Here is a 17,303-nt window from a genome sequence, read left to right as displayed (position 1 = left end):
CAACGACAGGCGGCGAGGTGGCCGGGCTCGTCGACCGGGCCGCGGTCGGATCGGCGTCGCGCATCGGCCGCCGCCGTTCACGACGATGGCCCGCCTCGCTCAGCGATCCTCTGTGAGGATGCCGGAGTCCATCTGCCAGCGCCTGGTCGCGCGGACACTCTCGAGCATGCGGCGGTCGTGGGTGACCAGCAGCAGTGTGCCCGCGAAGGATTCGACGGCCTGCTCGAGCTGCTCGATGGCGGGCAGGTCGAGGTGGTTGGTGGGTTCGTCGAGGACGAGCAGGTTCACCCCGCGCGCCTGCAGCAGCGCGAGCGCGGCGCGGGTGCGCTCACCGGGGGACAGGGTGTCGTTGGCGCGCAACACATGTGGGCCGCGCAGGCCGAACTTGGCCAGCAACGTGCGCATATCGGCCTGGTTCCAGTCGGGCACCTCGGCGCTGAAAGTATCGGCGAGCGTGGCATTTCCGCGGAACAGCCCGCGTGCCTGATCCACCTCGCCGATGGCCACGCCGGAGCCCAGCGAGGCAGATCCGCTGTCGGGCTGCATCTTTCCCAGCAGCAGCGCCAGCAGCGTCGATTTGCCGGAGCCGTTGGCGCCGGTCAGAACGATACGATCGCCCCAATCCACCTGTGCCGTCACCGGTCCCAATGTGAACTCGCCCCGGGTGACGGTGGCGTCGGACACGGTGGCGACCACCGATCCGCTGCGCGGCGCCGCGGCGATAGACATCCGCAGCTCCCACTCCTTGCGCGGCTCCTCCACCGCGTCGAGACGTTCGATGCGGCGCTGCGTCTGGCGGATCTTCGACGCCTGTTTCTCGGTGGATTCGACGCGCATCTTGCGTCCGATCTTGTCCGAGTCCAGCTTTCGCGGATCACGCGCCTGCCGGCGGGCGGTGCGCACGCCGTGCTCCATCCAATTGCGCTGCGTGAGTGCGCGGGCCTCCAGGGCGGACTTGGCGTCGGCGTATTCGTCGTAGGCCTCCCGGGCATGACGGCGGGCCGTCTCGCGTTCGGTGAGGAATGCCTCGTAGCCGCCGTCGTAGACGCCTACCTGCTGCTGCGCCAGATCCAGTTCGACGATCCGATTCACGGTGCGCGCCAGGAACTCCCGGTCGTGGCTGATCACCATCAGCGGCACCCGGACCCCGGTGACGAACCGCTCCAGCCGCGCCAGGCCGTCCAGGTCCAGGTCGTTGGTGGGCTCGTCCAGCAGCAGAATGTCGAAGCGCGACAACAGCACCGACGCCAGCCCCGCCCGGGCGGCCTGCCCGCCCGACAGGGCCGTCATCGGGGTCTCCAGGCCCATCGGGAGGCCGTCGAGCAGGTCCAGGTCTGCCGCCACCTCGGCGGCCCGCGAATCCAGGTCCGCGCCACCGAGTGCCAGCCAGCGCTCCAGGGCAGGAGTGTAATCGTCGGTGGCCCCAACGGATTCCGCGAGGCGTTCCGCGGCGGAATCCATGATCGCCTGCGCCGCGGCCACTCCCGTGCGCCGAGCCAGGAACTGCAGCACGGTCTCGTCGGGAATTCGCTCGGGCTCCTGCGCGAGGTATCCGACGGTCGCATCGGGCGGGCTGAACGTGATCTCTCCGGTCGGTGCGCGGCGATCGGCCAGCATCCGCAGCAGCGTCGACTTGCCCGCGCCGTTCACGCCCACGAGACCGATCACGTCGCCGGGGGCGAGGACCAGGTCGAGGTCGGTGAACAGCGTGCGCTCGCCGTGCCCGGCGGAGAGGCCGCGGGCGTGCAGGGTGGCGCTCATCGCACCAAGTCTGCCGTGCTCCGGGTCCGACCCTGAGTCCGGCCCCGGAGAAATCAGGGTGCCGATCGGTCCCCAGCCCGATGCCGCGACGCCCGGGGGCGGCGCAGAGTGGAGGCGTAGCGAACGAGAGAAGGAGAACACCATGACCGCCCCCGCCCGCCGCTTCACCCGCTCACGCAACAACAAGTGGATCGCCGGCGTCTGCGGCGGTATCGCCGAATACTTCGGCTGGAACGCCACCGTCGTGCGCCTGCTGTTCGTGCTGTCGTGCCTGCTCCCCGGGCCGCAGTTCATCCTTTACCTGATCCTGTGGTTGGTCATCCCGAAGCGCTGAGGCAGCACTCCTCCCGCCTCGGCCGTGGAATCGCGCCGACCGGGGTCGGCGCGTAGTTATCCACAGGCAACGGCGAGGATTCGGTTCGCGTCTCCGCGGTTGTCCACAGGAGGGTGCGCGAGGGGCCCGGCGGATGTCAGGATGGAGCGACATTCGCCGCACGTCCCTCGAGGAGACGCACATGATGACATCGGACGATCTGCCGGGTCTGAACCTGCCGGACGTCGATGCGCACTCCGACCTAGGCGGCCTCGGCGCCGTCGAACTCCACCACCCCACCCAGGACATCGACGCCGACGGCATCCCCGACACCGAATCGGTAGCGGGCCCCGGCGGCACCGACCTGTGGACCGACATGGACCACGACGGCACCGCCGACCACGTCACCATCCTCGACAAGGACGGCGAATACTCGGCCTGGGAGTTCCACCAGCATCCCGACGGGACAAGCGAGTGGGTCCGGACGGACCAGGGGGAACTGGGGAAGTAAGGGGAGGGCGGTCCTAGTGCGGTCGTCGCCGCTGTCGTAGCCACGCCGCGGCGTTCGGTTGCCGTCCTCTGCGCGTACCGAGTAGTTTCCCGGTACAAGGTTTTCGCCCGATCGGGGAACCCGAGCCAGTTCCGGCGCGTCCAAGGGAGTATGGCGGGACGGAGTTCGGTCGGGCCGGGCGACCAGGCGCAGACGAGGAGGGGATCGTGACGGAGTCGGCACGGCAAGCATCGGGCAGCGTTGTTGTGGATTCCGGGGCACTGTCGGCCCTGGCCGGAAAGCTGAAGCAGTCTGCTGGCTCGATAGGAAATCAGGCCAAAGGGATTCAAGCTCATACCTTCGGCGCTGCTCAAGCGGGAATGCAGTACGGCAATCACGGTAAGAAGATCAACGAGGGTCTGGTACGGATCGAATCCTGGCTACTACAATGGCAAGACGCTTCCAATGCTCTTGCCGACGCAATGGGGCAGAGTGTCGTTATTATAGGCACGACCGACGCCGCGAGCGCTCAAAAGGTGGCGAGTACGGGCTCTGCGAAATAAATAGTCGTGGATCAGGAAATTCGAAGCAGTCGACAGGAATAGCCTTTCATGAGTCCAATCGATGACCTCGCGAACTCGGGTGATGTAAAGGCGCTCTTGGATCATGGCACCCCTGGGCTTCAGTACTTCGATCGATACCTCGAGCTCTGCTTGGATGCCGTCAAAACGACTGGACCCTCTTATCTCGATATGTGTGCCAAGTACGATATGCAGCGCGGTATGGATCTCACCGCGCTGAGCAATGTCGCGGACGGTCTCAAACGCGCGTTGTCGACGGCGGACACCGAATGGGAAGTGCAGAACGGCCAGGTCCAAGCCCTTCCATCCATCTGGCAGGGAGCTGCGGCGACTGCTGCTACGGACATGATGCGAGACCTCGTAACTCGTGCGAACGAGGACCGGACCACCTCCAAGGCCGCCCTCGCCACTATCGAGTCTGCTATCCCCGGGATCAAGACTGCGATTGCAGGAAAGGCAATTGTGGTCAAGGATATCTGGGACTCGTCGAGGGGGCTCGTCGACGGCAAGAATCCGAGCGAGGTCTACGATATTGTTCAGGTTGCCAAGGCGCGCACTATTTCGGGATCCGGTAAAAATCCGTTCGACGGTGATCAAAGAATCGATCATCTGAGGAAGATATTTCCGGGGGTGTCGGACAGTGACATGGCCAAGAAATGCTGGGAATGGGTCCGGGGGCCGTTCTACGACGACGTCAAGGCCAAAGTAGATATATTCAACAGGGTCTGTGACGCCTGTCATTTCGATGTCGAGAACTTCTTCAAAAAAGCCGACGATGCGCTACAGAAGGTCAACGATGACCCGTACATGAAGCCCGAGACCCAGGACACCTCACAGCCGGGCCCACCCGGCCCCCCTGGGCCACCCGGACCTCCGGGTCCGAGCACAACGAATACCGAGACGCCGACTCAAACCACGGCGGCGAGCACGACGGACACCGGGCTCACCGGTCTGGCTTCGCTGGCGAGCACTCTCAGCCCGCTGGCGAGTACCGCCGCGCAGACCATCCAGCAGGGGATTTCCGCACTGGGACCGACGATCCAACAAGGCGTCGACAGCATCACGCAGGCCGTCCAGGGGGCGCTGAATCCTACGGGCGGCGCGGACGGGAGCAAGGCGGCCGAATTCGATATCGCCGGCAAGCATCTGAAGTTCGAGATGGGCGCCAACGGCGAGTTGAAGCTGATGATGTCGGAAGGCGGCGAAGAAAAGAGCTTCAGCGTCAAGCTGGACGAGCATGGCAACCCGGTTATCGAGACAGGGGAGGGGAAGCCCGGTGAGGGCCGACCCGGCGAAGAGGGCTCGAATCCCGGCGAGGGCGAAGATGTCGAGGGCGCCCCGAAACCCGGTGCGGGCGAGCCGGGTGACGGCGCTTCGGACCCGCAGGGTGAAGATGCCTCCGGCCCGGGCGGTTCGGAATCGGCCGACCCGAGACCGAACGCTCCCGCAGCGGCGCCCGATGGCCGACCCGACGGCGGCGAGTCGCAAGGCCCGTCGGGCAATATCCCGCCGGGGCCGCCACCCGGACGTCGCGGCGACGACGAGGGTGGCGGTCGGCAGTCGCCCGATGCGGCAGCGCCTCCGCCGCATCAGGCGCCACCCGAGGACCCGTTCGGCAGCGGTGCCGAACTGGCCGAGGCCGGTCCCCTGTGAGCACTGAAATGACGAGGTGAACGGCCCATGGACTACGTAGCCGAGATCGAGCGCATCGCCGCGGAGAGCCGTCGCCGAACGGGGCTCCTGCTGGATGAAATCGAAGAGGTCAATCGTCGGACCGCCGAGACTTCGCGCCAGCTTCAGGAACGTTGGGCGCAGGAAGCTGTGGCCGAGGAGGAAGCTCGGGCCGAGGCCGAGGAGCGGGAGCGTCAGGAGGCCGAGGCCCGCGAGCAGCGCGAGGCGATCGCTCGCGCCGCCGCGGCCCGCAGGGCCAACCAGAACTTCGTCCCCGTCGACGACGAAGACGAGGACGACGCCTACTACCGCCGCAAAAGCTGGCTGGAGTGAGCCCTACTGCTGATCGACCGCCGTCCGCGTAGGTATTCCGTGGCGGACTCCGCGCAGACGGCGGTTATCTGGTCAGAATCTACTGCTGCGCAAGGTTTTCCAGCTCCGACAGGCCGGCGAACTGCCCCTCCGGGACGTCGAGGCCGATAACTCCGCCCAGGTGGTCATCGGGCTGCTGCCGACACTGTTGTAGCGCCTGTGTGGGGCTCTGCCCCTCCCGATATGCGCGGCTGAGGCGGAGTTGCCATGTTCCGGCGGCGATTTCGCCGTCGCGGTCCCCGGTTCGGGGCAGGTAGTCGGCGGCGTCGTCGGCGAGCGAGGCCCAGAGGTAGCCGATGACCCGGCCGTCCTTCGAGACCGGAGCGAATCGGACAGCGGCGTCGGTAACGGTCGGATACCGGCGCACCGGAGCACTCACCACCGGTCCCCAGCCCTGCGAGCGGTCGACGGGCGTGCCGTCCGGGTACATCCCGTCCTGGACAAGCGGATCGGGCGGCGGCGGGCCACCGGGATTCGCGAATTCATAAAGCGCGGTGAGGCTTTCGGTGCGATGCTCCGCGACGCCAGCCGGGATCCCGCCGCCCTGAGGATCTTCGGGTGCGCCCACCCACGCGCGGACCGCATCCTGCGCGGCAACACCCTGCGAATAGGCGGCAGCCAGCCGATCCGCCCACACATCGGTGGCCCACAGCGAGGGATCGGAAAATGGATCGCCCCCGTCCATCCGAAGCTTACGAATAAAACTGGCGGAGTTGTGAGTCACCGACGCCCAGAGATAACCCACCAGCTCCCCGCGTAGCACGACAGGAAAGTAGAACAGCGGCTGCCGAGTCCACCCGTCATAGGTCGCGCGCGGCGGAATCGGTGCCGGGCCGGTGTAGTCGAAGGAGCCCTGGGGCCATTGAACGGTGGTAAGGGATCTCGAATTTGCCAATTACTGGAGACCTAGCTCTTCGCGGAGTCTGATCGCTTCGGGCAAGTAGTCTGCCAGTCCTGAAAGCCACTGGGTGAACGATTGTCTGCTGTCACGGATCGGCTCGTTTCCGGTGAAGATGAAGAAATTTGGATCCGGATTCGAAAGGTCCTCTGCGCTAAAACAATAGAACATGTAACCTTGATGGGTTTGGAAAACAAAACCTTCCTCGAAGGGTGTGAAGTCCTTCTTGTAGTCTTCGGCGATTTCGCGGGCCAGGTCTTTGGCCTCCACAAGCCAGTCGAAGTCCCATTCGCCGGTGTGGGAGAGCCAGTAGGGGTTCTTGCCGCCGTAGGCCAAGAACTCGCGATAGGACTGTGGTAACTGCGACACATGCTGTGCACGCATCAGCGTCGCTATCTCGTCATCGGTGCAGCCCTCTACTGCCTCTCGCGCAACCAGCCCTCGGCTGATCAGCGGCTCTGTGAGGTCGGCCATGAAGCTCATGGGTGCTCCCTTCTACTGGCCTTGGCGTTCTTCTCGCGTCTGCAGTGTGGGCCGGTCTTTCCGTACGGGCGGATACGGCGTCACGAAGAGGACATCGATTTCCAGGTTCGGGTACATGCGTTGAAAGGCCTTGATGGTGGGTAGACAAGAGTCGCATGGGGTCTGCTCGGAGAACAAAGTTACTCTACCCGATGCCGGGCTGGTGCCATCCGGTCCGAGGGGATATGCCTCTTGCAGCTCACGGTGCAGGTGTTCCAACATATTGTTTTCGGCGTCATTCGGTCGGAATCCGTTCGGCGGGGCAGGGTCGGGCATTATCGAATTGGTCTGTGTCGGAGGTGCGATTTCCGGCAGATCCGACCGATTGCCTGCCCTTGTCTCTATATCGGCCTGACCGCTGAATCCGGCAAACGAACCGGATAGCTCGCCGACACTGTATTCGAGTGCACCACCCATCGTTTTCCAACCGACGTTCGCTGCGCGACGGACCTGGATCTGCATATCGGCCAGATGCTGAATCTCCGGATCATCGACATCGACCTGCCGGAATCTCGGCTCATTCGGCGAGCTTTCGAGTCCGTCTCCATCAGAGGGCGGATCAGCGGGTGGCTCGTTAGGTGTCGAGTCGGAGTCCTCGTCAGGCTTACCTCGGTCGGTTTCGGACGGGCCCTGTCCCGGCTGGGGAGCGCTCTCTCCCGTACGGCCGACATCACTGGTGACGTCGGTGGCTGCGGGAGACGCCTGTCGTGAATCGCTTACACCTCGAACGTCCCCTGTTCCGGCCAGGTCCCGTCCCGGGAGCTCTGCAGCTCCGCCCACGCGAGCACGTTCCCCGCCATCGGGCCGGCTCCCTGGTAGTTGAGAGTGTTCTTGTTGATCGCCAGCCGGTACTCCGCGCTCGGCTCCGGAGGTTGTGCCTGGGACTGCACCTGCACTGAGGTCTCCGTGCCTTGCGTCAGTAGAAGAAGTTGCAGGAGCGGATGTTTCATCTACTCCTCGAACGTCCCCTGTTCCGGCCACGTCCCGTCCCGGGAGCTCTGCATCTCTGCCCACGCGAGCACGATCCCCGCCAGATGGCCGGTCCCTTGATAGGTCAGAGTCTGCTTGTTGATCAACAGCGGATACTCCTCGCTCGGTTCCGGTGGCTGTGCCTGCGACTCGACTGTCACCCGGTACTCGATTGTCTCCGGAGTCTCCTGCATGCGACGGTAGGTCACTCGCCACTGGCGTGGGTACACCTGTCGGCCGATCGGGGGTCGTCCGGTCTGCATCGCCTCGATGTAGTCCTCCGCCACCATCTCTGGTGCCCAGCTGGGGTACTCGATCACCGTCCCCGTTCGGGAGTCCACCGCCAGCTTCGTCAGGCCCACGTCCTGGCCCGCTGCGATCTCCTCCTGCGTCAGCGTCGGGGTGCACACCCATCCGTGCGGGAACTCCAGCATCTGATACGTGCGATTGGGACTGAAGATCTCCGCCAGATAGCGCTCCACTTGCTCCCTGTTGTGCAGTTCCGGCATTACCTGCTCCTTGCTGAGGGGGTGTTGTCATGAAGTGCAGGCCGTTACTCCGGTTGACCATGCCCTGTGGTGGCTGGTCGGACATAGTGCCCGCCTGGGGATCCCACCAGACCGGTCCGCTGGCGCCGTGGGGGTACACCAGGACCGTCGCGTGACTGCCGCCCGCCTGCCACGAGTTGATGACCAGTGCCGAGGAACCCGGGCCCATCTGGCTGACCCAATTGTGTAGCGCATCGAATTGCTCGGGAACCGAGCGACCGTTGTTGAAATCCTGCCAGCTACCGCCGATCCAGTTGGCAGCCCGCTGCGGCCCGCCGACCTCACCGCTGGTGGTATCGGGGGAGTTGTCGGGCAACAGATCCCGCCAGCGCGGCGCGGATACCTCAGGGCGGCCATGGAACGAAGACAAAGCCGACAAGGAGCAGTCGAGGCAGTTATTGCTCCGTCCAGGAACGGCAGGCCCGCCATCGTTGATGAGTCGCCCATACGAGTTGGTCCGAGGATCGGCTCCGACCAGGAATCGGTCTCCGTCACGGAGCGCGTCTTCGACATCGGTCTGGTACTCGGGACGCTCGACACCCTGGAGACGGTGAGGTCCGAATACTCTTCGTTCTGCCGGACTTTCGAATGGGGCCGTCGTATTTGCGTGTGCGATGTCGTTGCTGAGCTGCCGGATGTCATCGAGGCTCAAGCCGGGGGCGGCGGATGGTGGCAAGCCGAGCTGATCGCGCACGTTGTTGGCGAGGGTTGCGATATCGGTGTTCGGGTGCACCGTATTGGGTCTGCCCGTCGTATCACCGACGTGGACCTGCATGTCTGCCGCACTCGCGTCCGCGGTGTGGACGATGTCCAGGAGGATGCGGTCGCCACCGAGCAGTTGCTGGCCCCGGTTGAATCCGAGATCGGAAGCCAGCTGCATGTTCTCCCACAGTTGGTTGACTGCGTGTGGGGGGATATGGCCGTCCGCGGTGACGTGGACGCGGACTCTGACCACTGTGATCGGTCCGCCCGGGGCATTCGGGTAGCGGCGTACGTCGTAAGCCGGAGATGTATTGGAGCCTCGGCCATTCGTGACGGGTGTGGTGCGGCCGTTCTCCGGTGGGTGGTTGCGGTATGACTCGCGTGCCTGCCGAGCCTCGGCTGCCCGTTGCATATCTGGGGTAGGTGCCGGAGAGTGCGGGCGCTGTGGTGGGGCCGCACGATGCGGTGGAGTCGGAGTCGCCGGATGGTGTGGTGTGTGGTGCGGTCCCGGCTGCATGTTGTGCGGTGCGACAGGTGGAGTCTGATGCGGCTGCCGTGGGGCCGGGGGTTGGCCCCAATCGTTGGGTCGGCCGTGGTGCTGTGGGGTGACCGGGGTGTGGGGCGGCATCGGATTGTTCGGCCGCTGCCGACGCCCCGGATCCTGCGGAGGTGCGGATTCCGGTGCACGAGTGAGGTGTTCGCTCGGTGCGGGTCGCGATGTGATGTCCGGGCGTTGCGGTGACGGAGTGGAATGCGTTGGGGCAGAACCCTGTTCCGGCCCGCGGGTGGGTGAGTTGTTCGGCTGCGGCCACCAGTCGGGCAGACGGGCCGAGTTCACGTGGTGGTTGGGATCGTGGTGCGCCCAGCGCGGCGGGGAATCGGATCGATCAGGCGTCGAGGCCGTGTCGGGCTGCGGGTTCGAGGGGGAAGCGGTGTGCGTCGGAGCCCGGTCGACCGGAGCCTCCGGTCCGGTGTCGCGTGTGCTCGAAGAATTGCGTGGGAGTGAATGATCCTGCGCGCTTGCCTGTTCCGCACGTGCCGCCTCGGCTTGTGCCCGCTGAGCCTCCTGGTACTGACGGATCTGAATGTCGTCGGGGCTCTCACCCGGCGGATGCGCCTTCGCGGCCTGGATCTCTTCCCAGGTCGGCTGGTACCGACGAATCTCGGGGCTGTACATGCCGCCGTACATCGGGTCGGGTGTTATCAACCGACCGTCGTTGTGGCGTGCGACGTATTTCTGAGTGTCGGGGTCGAAGCCGTGTCGGTACGGGGGTTCGGGAGGAGTATCGACTGGTCGCGATGAACGGTTCGGTCGGCCGTCATCGGAGTTTGGGGCTACTTCGGGTCGGTGTCCGTCTCCCGATCGATCCGATTCAGCTCGGAGTCCAGCCAGCGGTCCCAGTTCTTGAGCTGCTGCTCTGTCGGCCCCGATCCCTCCTTCGTCTCCAGCTCTTGTAGCCAAGCCTGATCGCGTTCCACCCTCGCGCGGAGCTCCGGATCCGTGATCTCGTCCTCCATCGTGGGACCGAGGAGTTCCCGTGCTATTCGCCTGTTCTCCTCCGGAGTGATCGCCATCGGAATCCCTTCCTAGATCTGTCAGATGGATAACGTACTTGCTTTCGGCAGGGTTGGGCGATTCGACGAAGCTGCGGTGCTCGACGAGAAATCGATTCCCCGGCGGGAATACCACTTCATCCTGATCGCTACTGGCCCAGGATATATCTTTGCCGTGGCGTGATTGGATTACAAGCTCGACCTTGGTCCCCATCGGGATGTTTCCGAGGCGGGCGTCCTTATCGGTAGATGCGAACCCAGGGTCGGTAGGCGTATAGCCACGCTCGTACGCGGCGAGGAACTTCTGCAGCTTGCCGGTGTCGTAGAAGCGCAGCGATCGATGGACGGTCCCGTGATAGTCCGGCAGCTTGTTGTACGCGTTGATCAGCGCACGGATCTCGGTGTCGTACTCCTCGAGAAGTCCGGTGTCGCCGTCACGTGTGGCCTTGTTGACGTTCTCGTTCAACGGATCGAACTGGTTGTGCCGAATTACGGCTATCTCTTCCAATCGCAGGCGTGAGATCTCCGGGTGATCAATGGATTTCCGCCGTATGTCCATTGCATCGTTCAGATATGCGGAATGCTTGCGCGCGTACGCCTCCGCGGCGGCCGAGTCTTGGAACCGTGGGTTGGCGTAGTAAGCGCGGCCCTCCACAGGGGCTTTTCGCGGATCGGAGTCGGTGGTATCCGGGCTGAATACGCTCGGAGTGGCGTCGGGCTGTCCTGCCTGCTGGTTGTCGTCGCTGTGATCGGATCGGAATCGAGAGAACAGGCCTCCCGGAGCCTCCACAGGAGGTGTCGAGCTCGGAGTTGGTGTGGCTGTCGCGATCGGCGGAGTTGCAGACCGCGGACGCTCCAGGTGATCCTGCGGCTTCCGGTCGTGTGCAGTGCCCTCGCGAGAGGTTGATTGCGGCTCGGTGCTCCGAGGTGGGGTCGAGATCGGCCGGGGTGTGGAGTCGGCGCGTGTGGTCTCGGGGCGTGGTTGGCCGGTTTCGGACCGGTTCGGTGAAGTGGGGGTCTCCGGGGTGGAACGAGTTGGTGCAGACGGGGTTTCGGTGCGCTGCGGTCCGGGGTCCGGGCGGGATGGTGGCGTTCCCGTGTCGGTGCGTGGTTGGACCGGGGTGCTCGTGCTCGGCGCCTCCGTAGAGGGGGTGTGGGTGGGTGCGTTGGAGCGTTGGCCCGCGTCGCCGGTTGGGGAGCCGACGCCGCCCATCGCCGGTGAGCCGGATGAAGTCGTCGGGGGAGTGTCGGTGGCGGTCGAGCTGGCGTGGGTGGAGGTCGGTCCCGCGTCCGGGCCGGTGGGGGTTGTGGAGGGCAGTGTCGAATCCTGTTGGCCGCCGTGGGAATTCGCAGGGTTCGGTTGGCTGGGTGCGCCGGTGTCGTGTGGAGGAAGATCGGGGCTCGAGGCTCCGGTGGGGTGGCTCGGCTGTGGAGTGGTGCCGTGCGGCGGCAGGTCCGAGCCTGAGGCAGTGGGTTGTGTTGTCGGGCCGGAGTTTTGGGTGGGGAGGTCGAGGCTGGATCCGGAGGAGGTTTGGTCAGGGCGGGACGGTGCCGGAGCCGTGTCGTGCGGCGGCAGGTCCAGGCCCTGGTTGGCGGTGCCCGAAGCATGGGGGCTGGTGCCGGTGCTCTGATTCGGGGGTAGGTCCAGGCTGGAGGCCCCGGTGTCCGGTGCGTGGGGAGTAATCGTGCCCTGCGAGGGCAGGTCCGAGCCGGGGCTGGTTCCCGCCGCTTGGGTCGGCGATAGGTCCAGGCTGGAGGTGCCGGTGTCCGGTGTGCGGGGAGTAGTTGCGCCCTGGGGCGGTACGTCCGAGCTGGGGGTGGTTCCAGGCGTTTGGGTTGGTGGTAGGTCCAGGCTGGAGGTGCCGGTGTTCGCGGTCCCGGGTGGGGTCGCCTGTGGTGGCAGGTCGAGACCGGAGGCGTCGGCGGTCGGTGTGCGGGGCGGAGTCGTGTCCTGCGATGGGAGGTCCAGGCTCGACGCGTCGGCGGAGGTCGGGCCGGTGCCGGACGGGGTGGAACCCGTTGTGGCCGATGGGTTGTGCTGGCCGACAGGGGGGTTGGTTCCGGGGCCGTTCTGTGGCGACGTGTCTGGTGTCGACTGGGCCGGAGTGTCCTGGGCTGCACCGGAATTGGTCGGCGATACAGGGCCCTCGGCGGCTGTTGGCGTGGAGCCGGCGCCGGTCGATGGCGTGGGAGATCCTGCGGTGCTCGATGGTGAATTGTGTTGTGGCGAACCGGTATCGCTGTGCCCCGGAGTTCCGCCGGTGCCCTGTGCGGGGCCGGTGGGTGACTGCTGGGGCGTCGCCTGAGTGGTCGCACCGGAGTCGTGCGTGCTTGTCGGCGCGGGTCCCGTGGGGGAAGCGGTGCTGCCGGACACGTTCGGCCCTGACCCGGTGCTCCCCCCGCCGTCGGATGCGCTGCTCGTGTTGCCCGGCGGTTGTGTGCCGCTGTCGGTCGCGCCACCCGTGGGACCGCTGCCAACGGAGCCGGGCGGCCGGGCGCTCGGATCGGCGCCGCCGCCCGTCGAGCCCGTGGGTTGGCTGCCGGATGCGTGCGGGCTCGACCCGGTGCTCCCCCCGCCGTCGGGTGCGCCGCTCGTGTTGCCCGGCGGTTGTGTGCCGCTGTCGGTCGCGCCACCTATGGGGCTGCTGGGGGAACTTGGCGGTCGGGTGCCTGGGTCGGCGCCGCCGTTTGGCGAGCCCGTCGGTTGGCTACCGGTGCTGTCGGCTGTGGTGCCGCCCGCCGAGTTGCCGCTCGCGGTGCCTGACGATTGAGCGCCCGTACCACCGCTGCCGTGCGTACTTCCGCTTGTGCCACCGGATGGCTGATTGCCTCCGGGGCTGTCGGATCCACCGCCTGGGCTACTTGCCGGGCCCGCTGCGTGGCTGGTCGTACTGCTGTCAGCCGTGCCACTCGCAGGACCCGACGGTTGCGTGCCGGTGCCGCTGTCGACTCCTGTGCCCGGGGGGTTTCCGCCTGGGCCACCTGATGGCTGGCCGCCGCTGGATTCGCTGGTCGTGCCGCCTATGGGGCTGCTGCTGGGGGAGGTTGGCGGTCGGGTGCCTGGGTCGGCGCCGTCGTTCGGCGAGCCCGTCGGTTGGTTGCCGGTGCTGTCGGCTGCGGTGCCGCTCGCGGTGCCCGATGATTGAGCGCCCGTACCACTGCTGCCGTGCGTACTTCCGCTTGTGCCACCGGATGGCTGATTGCCTCCGGGGCTGTCGGATCCACTGCCTGGGCTACTTGCCGGGCCCGCTGCGTGGCTGGTCGTGTCGCCGTCGGATCCGCTGCCTGCATGGCCGCCGGTGGAGCCTGACGGTTGACTGCCGGTGCTGCTCGCGAATCCGCTACCCGGAGCGTTGCCGCCTGCAGTGCCCGAGGGCTGGGGGCCTGCGCTACCGCCGTCGGTCGTCCCGCTGGGGGAGCTTGAACTTTGTGCACCGGTGCCGCCGTCGAACCCCGCGCCGGGTGGTCTGCCGATTGCGCCACCGGACGGCTGGCCGCCGGTGCTGCCGTCGGATCCGCCTGTCGCGCCCGATGATTGGGCGCCCACGCCGCTGGTGCCGGTAGTGCCGCTGGTGTCACCCTCCGATTGCCCGCCGGTGGGCCCTGACGAATGGCTCCCTGTACCGCCACCGTCGCTTATGCCACCCGACGACGGTGTGCCTGTGCCGCTTGACGGTTGGCCGCCCGTGTTGCCGTCGGATCCGCTGCCAGCGTGGCCGCCGGTGGAGCCTGATGGCTGACTGCCGGTGCCGCTGTCGGATTCACCGCTGTGGGTGCTGCCGCCTGAGTGCTGACTGCCTGTGCTGCTGTCGGATCCGGTGCTCGTGCTGCTGTCGGGTCCACTGCCGGTGTAGCCGCCGCTGGTCCCTGATGGCTGGGTGCCGGTACCGCTGTCGACCCCGTTGGCGGGTGTGCTTCCGCTTGTGTCACTTGATGATTGGGAGCCGCTGCCGCTGTCGGTGGGGCCGCTGGTCGAGCCTGACGAATGACTGCCTGCGCTGCCGCTGTCGGTGGGGCCGCTGGAGGAGCCCGGTGATTGGGTGCCGCTGTCGGCTCCACCGCCGTGTGCGCTGCCACCCGACTGTTGGCTGCCGGTCCCGCCGTCGCCTGCGCCGCTATTGCCTGTCGAGCCTGATGGTTGGCTGCCGGTCCCCCCGTCACCCGCGCCGCTGTTGCCTGTGGAACCCGACGATTGGCTCCCCGTGCTCCCGGCACCGCCGTCGGAGGCGCCGGTGCTGTGGGTGCCCGATGGCTGGGTGCCGCTGCCGGTGCTTCCGGACGGTTGCGTGGGCGTCGGCCCGCCGGAGCCCGAGTCGGAGCCCCCCGACTGTGAACCCGACGGATTGGGCGCGCCCGAGCCGGTGTTGCCGCCGGTGTCGGTGTTACCGCCCTGCCCGGTGTTACTGCCCGTATCGGTGTTGCCGCCCGGATCCGGGGATCCTCCGGAGTCGGTGTTGCCGCCCCCGCCGTCCGTCGCGGCGCTGTGTACGCCTCCGACACCCGCGTTGACGAGGCTGTCGGCGCCGAGATCGAGCTTGAACTCCTGGCCGAGGAAGGCGGCGCCGTACGCCGAGGAGGCCGCCTGCCCGGCGACGTCGGAGGCCAGTTCGCTGCCGGTCTCCGTCACCGCCTTCCCTGCGAAGCGACCGACGGCACTACCCGCGGTATCGTCGGCCACCTCCCCGATGCCGCTCTTGCCGAGCCCGCCGCCCACCGCACCGCCGACGGCGCCGCCGACCGTGGCCTGGATCGACTCGCCGAGCCCGAACTTGTCGGTCGAACGGTCGCCCTTGGCCACCTGGACCAGCCGCGCACCGAGATCGACGCCGCCCTCTTCCAGCGCGCCCTTCCCCGCCTCCAGCAACGCCGCGCGGGCGATCGCCTTGGCGCCCGCGCGCGACAGCATCCGCTGGATCAACGCACGGATCGCCATCCGGATGGTGACCTGCGCCGCCGTCCGAGCCGCCGCGCTGACGGCGGCGCCCACACCCGTCACCGCCCAGGCCATCTGAGCGGCCGTGATGATCATCGTCGCGATGATCGTCAGCTTGGTGTGCTCGATATCGTTGGCGCCGTCGTCGAGTAGCTCGGCCTGTTTCTCGCAGTATTTGACGAGCCCCTGCAGCGCTCCCTCTTTACCCGCGAGCTGCTGCCACGCCTGACTGATCGCATCGTGCGTCTGCCCGGTGTCGATCGCGGCCAGGACCTGGCCGATGACCTGCCCGGCGTCGTCGTCGAGCCCCCCGAGGGTGGTCGCGGCGGTCGACCACGCGTCGGCGACTCGCCGCATGGCCGTCTCGTCGCCGTCCGGCCAATCACCCGCGCCGAGCACCCATTTCGCAACCCACTGCAGGCTGTCCGGGATTTCGATCCCCATCAGGCCTGCACCTGGTTCACGGAGCCGGTACTGGACTGCTCGCCCTGCTGCAGAGTGTTCGCGGCCGAGACCACCTTGTTTCCGAACGAGGTAACCGCACCCGCGAACTTCTCGATGTTCGCGGTCCCCTCCGTGACGCCGGGCGTGTAGTTCTTCGCGAAGGCCTGCCCGGTCTCATCGCCGCCCCAGCATTCCCCCTCGGCATCGATCACCCGCTGCAGATCCGTCAACGCGGTCTTCACGGTGTCCGCCAAGGCCGCGAATTTCGGCTGCGTAGCCCGCATCGCGTCCGGGTCGTACTGCACCCCCGTCACCGTGCTCACCTCGTTCCTAGAAGGGTCCTTCAGTGAATCCGACGCGGAAGGGAGGCGATCGGTTCCATCGAATGTGAAATTCCAGCATGGCCGCAGCTCAGCGGCAACCAGAGGCCCCCTGGACGAGTGATGTTGCCTCGCACGGAATTCGAACGCGTAGGTCGTGTGGGATGTATCACACCCCCGCGGCGCCCTACTTCCGCAGCATCTGAACCGCCTGCAGCAGTTGCAGTTTCGACGGCTTCTCCGGCTCCTCGTCGCCGACGGCCTCCGGATCGACCGCCTGCGTATGCGGAATCACGGCCTCGGGGTCGGCGAAGGCCTTATAGGTCTTGTCTCCCAGCAGTTGATAGCTCAGGTATCCCACCAGCAGCCCGCGCACGGTCCGATCCGTCTTGGACTCGTACTTGGCCGCCCCCAGCGCCGCCAGTGCCCGCCGCCCCTCGACGATGCCGTTGTGCGTGGCCTTGTCGACCGAGCGCAGCACCATCGGGCCGCCCCAGGACGTGGCGAGCGGGATGGCGTTGGAGCTGACGGAATCGATGTCGTCACCGGCCAGGATCAGGGCGGGTGTCTCGATATCGGGGGCGAGAGATTCGGTGTTGGGCGCCGTGGGCGCGGGAAACAGCGCCGCGACGGCGGCGACCTTGCGCTGGGCGGCGGCGATGACCGCGGCGCCGGCGCCCATGCCGTGCCCGGCCAGCGCGAGCTTGTCGGGATGCACGCTGATGGCGCCATTGCCGAGCCGCACGCCGACACAGATGTCGAGCGTGGTGAGCAGGTCGGACGCGAGGTTCAGATGCGACGGGATCGGACCGCGCTCGGTATCCGGCCCGGCCGCGACAAAACCCCAGGAAGCCAGGTGCTCCAAGAGTTTTCGATAGTTGCCGACACCGGCTAGCCAGCCGTGGCCGAAGACGACCGCGGGCAGGTTGAGGCCCTTTTCGGGGGTGAACACCACCCCCGGCTGCCCCGCGATGCCGAGGTTGCCGCGCATGACCCGGTGCGGACCCGGGGTGCTGAGGGTGCTCAGGAGCGATTTCACAGACGCCGACACGTGGTCGAACTTAACCGATGACGACCCGCTTGCGGCGTTTCGCCCGGCCGCCGATCCGTCGAACGGCCCACTCGAGCGAATCCGACGCCTCGACCCGGTTATCGCGCGCACCTGGTCACGGCCGTATCCCAGCTCACGCCCCCGCCGACGGTCCCGTCGCTCGCGCCGCCGGGC

At 66.7% G+C, this 17,303-nt stretch carries 17 protein-coding genes and 2 pseudogenes; 8 read left to right on the top strand and 11 right to left on the bottom strand.

Translation table 11 applies throughout. The annotated features are described in order from the left end of the window. Window positions 1-99 precede the first annotated feature (99 nt). A complete protein-coding gene (locus NM1_RS06095; RefSeq protein ID WP_068014809.1) occupies window positions 100-1,761 on the bottom strand; it encodes an ABC-F family ATP-binding cassette domain-containing protein in 1,662 nt (553 codons plus the stop codon). A gap of 142 nt (window positions 1,762-1,903) precedes the next feature. On the opposite strand from NM1_RS06095, the gene NM1_RS06090 reads away from it, so the two are divergent. From NM1_RS06090 to NM1_RS43305, 5 genes are all read left to right on the top strand, one after another. Continuing rightward, complete coding sequence (locus NM1_RS06090; RefSeq protein WP_068014807.1) at window positions 1,904-2,095, top strand: PspC domain-containing protein; 192 nt, start codon at window positions 1,904-1,906, stop codon at window positions 2,093-2,095. A 181-nt stretch (window positions 2,096-2,276) separates the two neighbouring features. Beyond that, window positions 2,277-2,585, top strand: a complete 309-nt coding sequence (locus NM1_RS06085; RefSeq protein WP_068014806.1) for a DUF6802 family protein — start codon at window positions 2,277-2,279, stop codon at window positions 2,583-2,585. A 206-nt stretch (window positions 2,586-2,791) separates the two neighbouring features. Next, the gene (locus NM1_RS41955) at window positions 2,792-3,127 is read left to right on the top strand and encodes a hypothetical protein (RefSeq protein ID WP_147288947.1); all 336 of its coding nucleotides are present in this window, start codon (window positions 2,792-2,794) and stop codon (window positions 3,125-3,127) included. Between the two features lie 48 nt (window positions 3,128-3,175). After that, window positions 3,176-4,798, top strand: a complete 1,623-nt coding sequence (locus NM1_RS06080; protein ID WP_147288946.1) for a hypothetical protein — start codon at window positions 3,176-3,178, stop codon at window positions 4,796-4,798. Window positions 4,799-4,825: 27 nt separating this feature from the next. Then, the gene (locus tag NM1_RS43305) at window positions 4,826-5,149 is read left to right on the top strand and encodes a hypothetical protein (protein ID WP_068014803.1); all 324 of its coding nucleotides are present in this window, start codon (window positions 4,826-4,828) and stop codon (window positions 5,147-5,149) included. A 79-nt stretch (window positions 5,150-5,228) separates the two neighbouring features. Here the strand turns inward: NM1_RS43305 and NM1_RS06070 are convergent, their stop codons facing one another. From NM1_RS06070 to NM1_RS42945, 7 genes and pseudogenes are all read right to left on the bottom strand, one after another. Continuing rightward, on the bottom strand, window positions 5,229-5,933 hold the full coding sequence (locus tag NM1_RS06070; protein WP_147288945.1) for a hypothetical protein: 705 nt from the start codon (window positions 5,931-5,933) through the stop codon (window positions 5,229-5,231). 150 nt (window positions 5,934-6,083) lie between these two features. Next, window positions 6,084-6,569, bottom strand: coding sequence for an SMI1/KNR4 family protein (locus NM1_RS06065; RefSeq protein WP_068014799.1), 486 nt, complete (start codon window positions 6,567-6,569; stop codon window positions 6,084-6,086). Between the two features lie 12 nt (window positions 6,570-6,581). Then, on the bottom strand, window positions 6,582-6,884 hold the full coding sequence (locus NM1_RS44585; protein WP_373864024.1) for a deaminase domain-containing protein: 303 nt from the start codon (window positions 6,882-6,884) through the stop codon (window positions 6,582-6,584). Window positions 6,885-7,324: 440 nt separating this feature from the next. After that, window positions 7,325-7,504 (bottom strand): hypothetical protein, encoded by a 180-nt coding sequence (locus NM1_RS43795; protein WP_246011133.1) that lies wholly within the window; start codon window positions 7,502-7,504, stop codon window positions 7,325-7,327. Between the two features lie 54 nt (window positions 7,505-7,558). Beyond that, a complete protein-coding gene (locus tag NM1_RS43790) occupies window positions 7,559-8,086 on the bottom strand; it encodes an SUKH-4 family immunity protein (RefSeq protein WP_246011132.1) in 528 nt (175 codons plus the stop codon). 97 nt (window positions 8,087-8,183) lie between these two features. Continuing rightward, window positions 8,184-8,513, bottom strand: a pseudogene (locus NM1_RS44775) (toxin glutamine deamidase domain-containing protein); the annotation flags it as partial. Window positions 8,514-10,162: 1,649 nt separating this feature from the next. Beyond that, complete coding sequence (locus NM1_RS42945) at window positions 10,163-10,402, bottom strand: hypothetical protein (RefSeq protein WP_169814204.1); 240 nt, start codon at window positions 10,400-10,402, stop codon at window positions 10,163-10,165. A gap of 25 nt (window positions 10,403-10,427) precedes the next feature. Here NM1_RS42945 and NM1_RS42940 point away from each other — a divergent pair, with 25 nt between their 5' ends. The 3 genes from NM1_RS42940 (at window position 10,428) to NM1_RS41940 (ending at window position 15,467) form a co-directional block, all read left to right on the top strand. Next, the gene (locus NM1_RS42940) at window positions 10,428-10,565 is read left to right on the top strand and encodes a hypothetical protein (protein WP_169814203.1); all 138 of its coding nucleotides are present in this window, start codon (window positions 10,428-10,430) and stop codon (window positions 10,563-10,565) included. 2,143 nt (window positions 10,566-12,708) lie between these two features. Next, window positions 12,709-13,152 (top strand): hypothetical protein, encoded by a 444-nt coding sequence (locus NM1_RS41945; RefSeq protein ID WP_157123848.1) that lies wholly within the window; start codon window positions 12,709-12,711, stop codon window positions 13,150-13,152. 1,712 nt (window positions 13,153-14,864) lie between these two features. Beyond that, window positions 14,865-15,467 (top strand): hypothetical protein, encoded by a 603-nt coding sequence (locus NM1_RS41940; protein WP_147288943.1) that lies wholly within the window; start codon window positions 14,865-14,867, stop codon window positions 15,465-15,467. On the opposite strand, the pseudogene NM1_RS44770 reads toward NM1_RS41940, so the two are convergent. The 3 genes and pseudogenes from NM1_RS44770 to NM1_RS06025 form a co-directional block, all read right to left on the bottom strand. Continuing rightward, window positions 15,375-15,758: pseudogene (locus NM1_RS44770) on the bottom strand (WXG100-like domain-containing protein); the annotation flags it as partial. The gene NM1_RS41940 and the pseudogene NM1_RS44770 overlap by 93 nt on opposite strands. Beyond that, window positions 15,758-16,081, bottom strand: coding sequence for a WXG100 family type VII secretion target (locus tag NM1_RS06030; RefSeq protein ID WP_068014785.1), 324 nt, complete (start codon window positions 16,079-16,081; stop codon window positions 15,758-15,760). The pseudogene NM1_RS44770 and the gene NM1_RS06030, both read right to left, overlap by 1 nt. A 184-nt stretch (window positions 16,082-16,265) precedes the next feature. Beyond that, window positions 16,266-17,129: a poly(ethylene terephthalate) hydrolase family protein gene (locus NM1_RS06025; RefSeq protein WP_068014784.1), complete on the bottom strand. Its 864-nt coding sequence runs from the start codon at window positions 17,127-17,129 to the stop codon at window positions 16,266-16,268. Between the last annotated feature and the right edge of the window lie 174 nt (window positions 17,130-17,303).

The organism is Nocardia mexicana NBRC 108244 (assembly GCF_001613165.1).
GTDB classification, from domain to species: domain Bacteria; phylum Actinomycetota; class Actinomycetes; order Mycobacteriales; family Mycobacteriaceae; genus Nocardia; species Nocardia mexicana.
The sequence above is the reverse complement of the archived record's forward strand: the minus strand, read 5'-3'. Positions and strand labels throughout refer to the sequence as shown.

Coding starts and splice junctions, on each gene's coding strand:
- NM1_RS06065 (WP_068014799.1), bottom strand. CDS start 6,569: ATGAGCTTCATGGCCGACCTCACAGAGCCGCTGATCAGCCGAGGGCTG.
- NM1_RS43790 (WP_246011132.1), bottom strand. CDS start 8,086: ATGCCGGAACTGCACAACAGGGAGCAAGTGGAGCGCTATCTGGCGGAG.
- NM1_RS42945 (WP_169814204.1), bottom strand. CDS start 10,402: ATGGCGATCACTCCGGAGGAGAACAGGCGAATAGCACGGGAACTCCTC.
- NM1_RS43305 (WP_068014803.1), top strand. CDS start 4,826: ATGGACTACGTAGCCGAGATCGAGCGCATCGCCGCGGAGAGCCGTCGC.
- NM1_RS42940 (WP_169814203.1), top strand. CDS start 10,428: ATGGATAACGTACTTGCTTTCGGCAGGGTTGGGCGATTCGACGAAGCT.
- NM1_RS06090 (WP_068014807.1), top strand. CDS start 1,904: ATGACCGCCCCCGCCCGCCGCTTCACCCGCTCACGCAACAACAAGTGG.
- NM1_RS06080 (WP_147288946.1), top strand. CDS start 3,176: ATGAGTCCAATCGATGACCTCGCGAACTCGGGTGATGTAAAGGCGCTC.
- NM1_RS44585 (WP_373864024.1), bottom strand. CDS start 6,884: ATGCCCGACCCTGCCCCGCCGAACGGATTCCGACCGAATGACGCCGAA.
- NM1_RS06085 (WP_068014806.1), top strand. CDS start 2,277: ATGATGACATCGGACGATCTGCCGGGTCTGAACCTGCCGGACGTCGAT.
- NM1_RS06095 (WP_068014809.1), bottom strand. CDS start 1,761: ATGAGCGCCACCCTGCACGCCCGCGGCCTCTCCGCCGGGCACGGCGAG.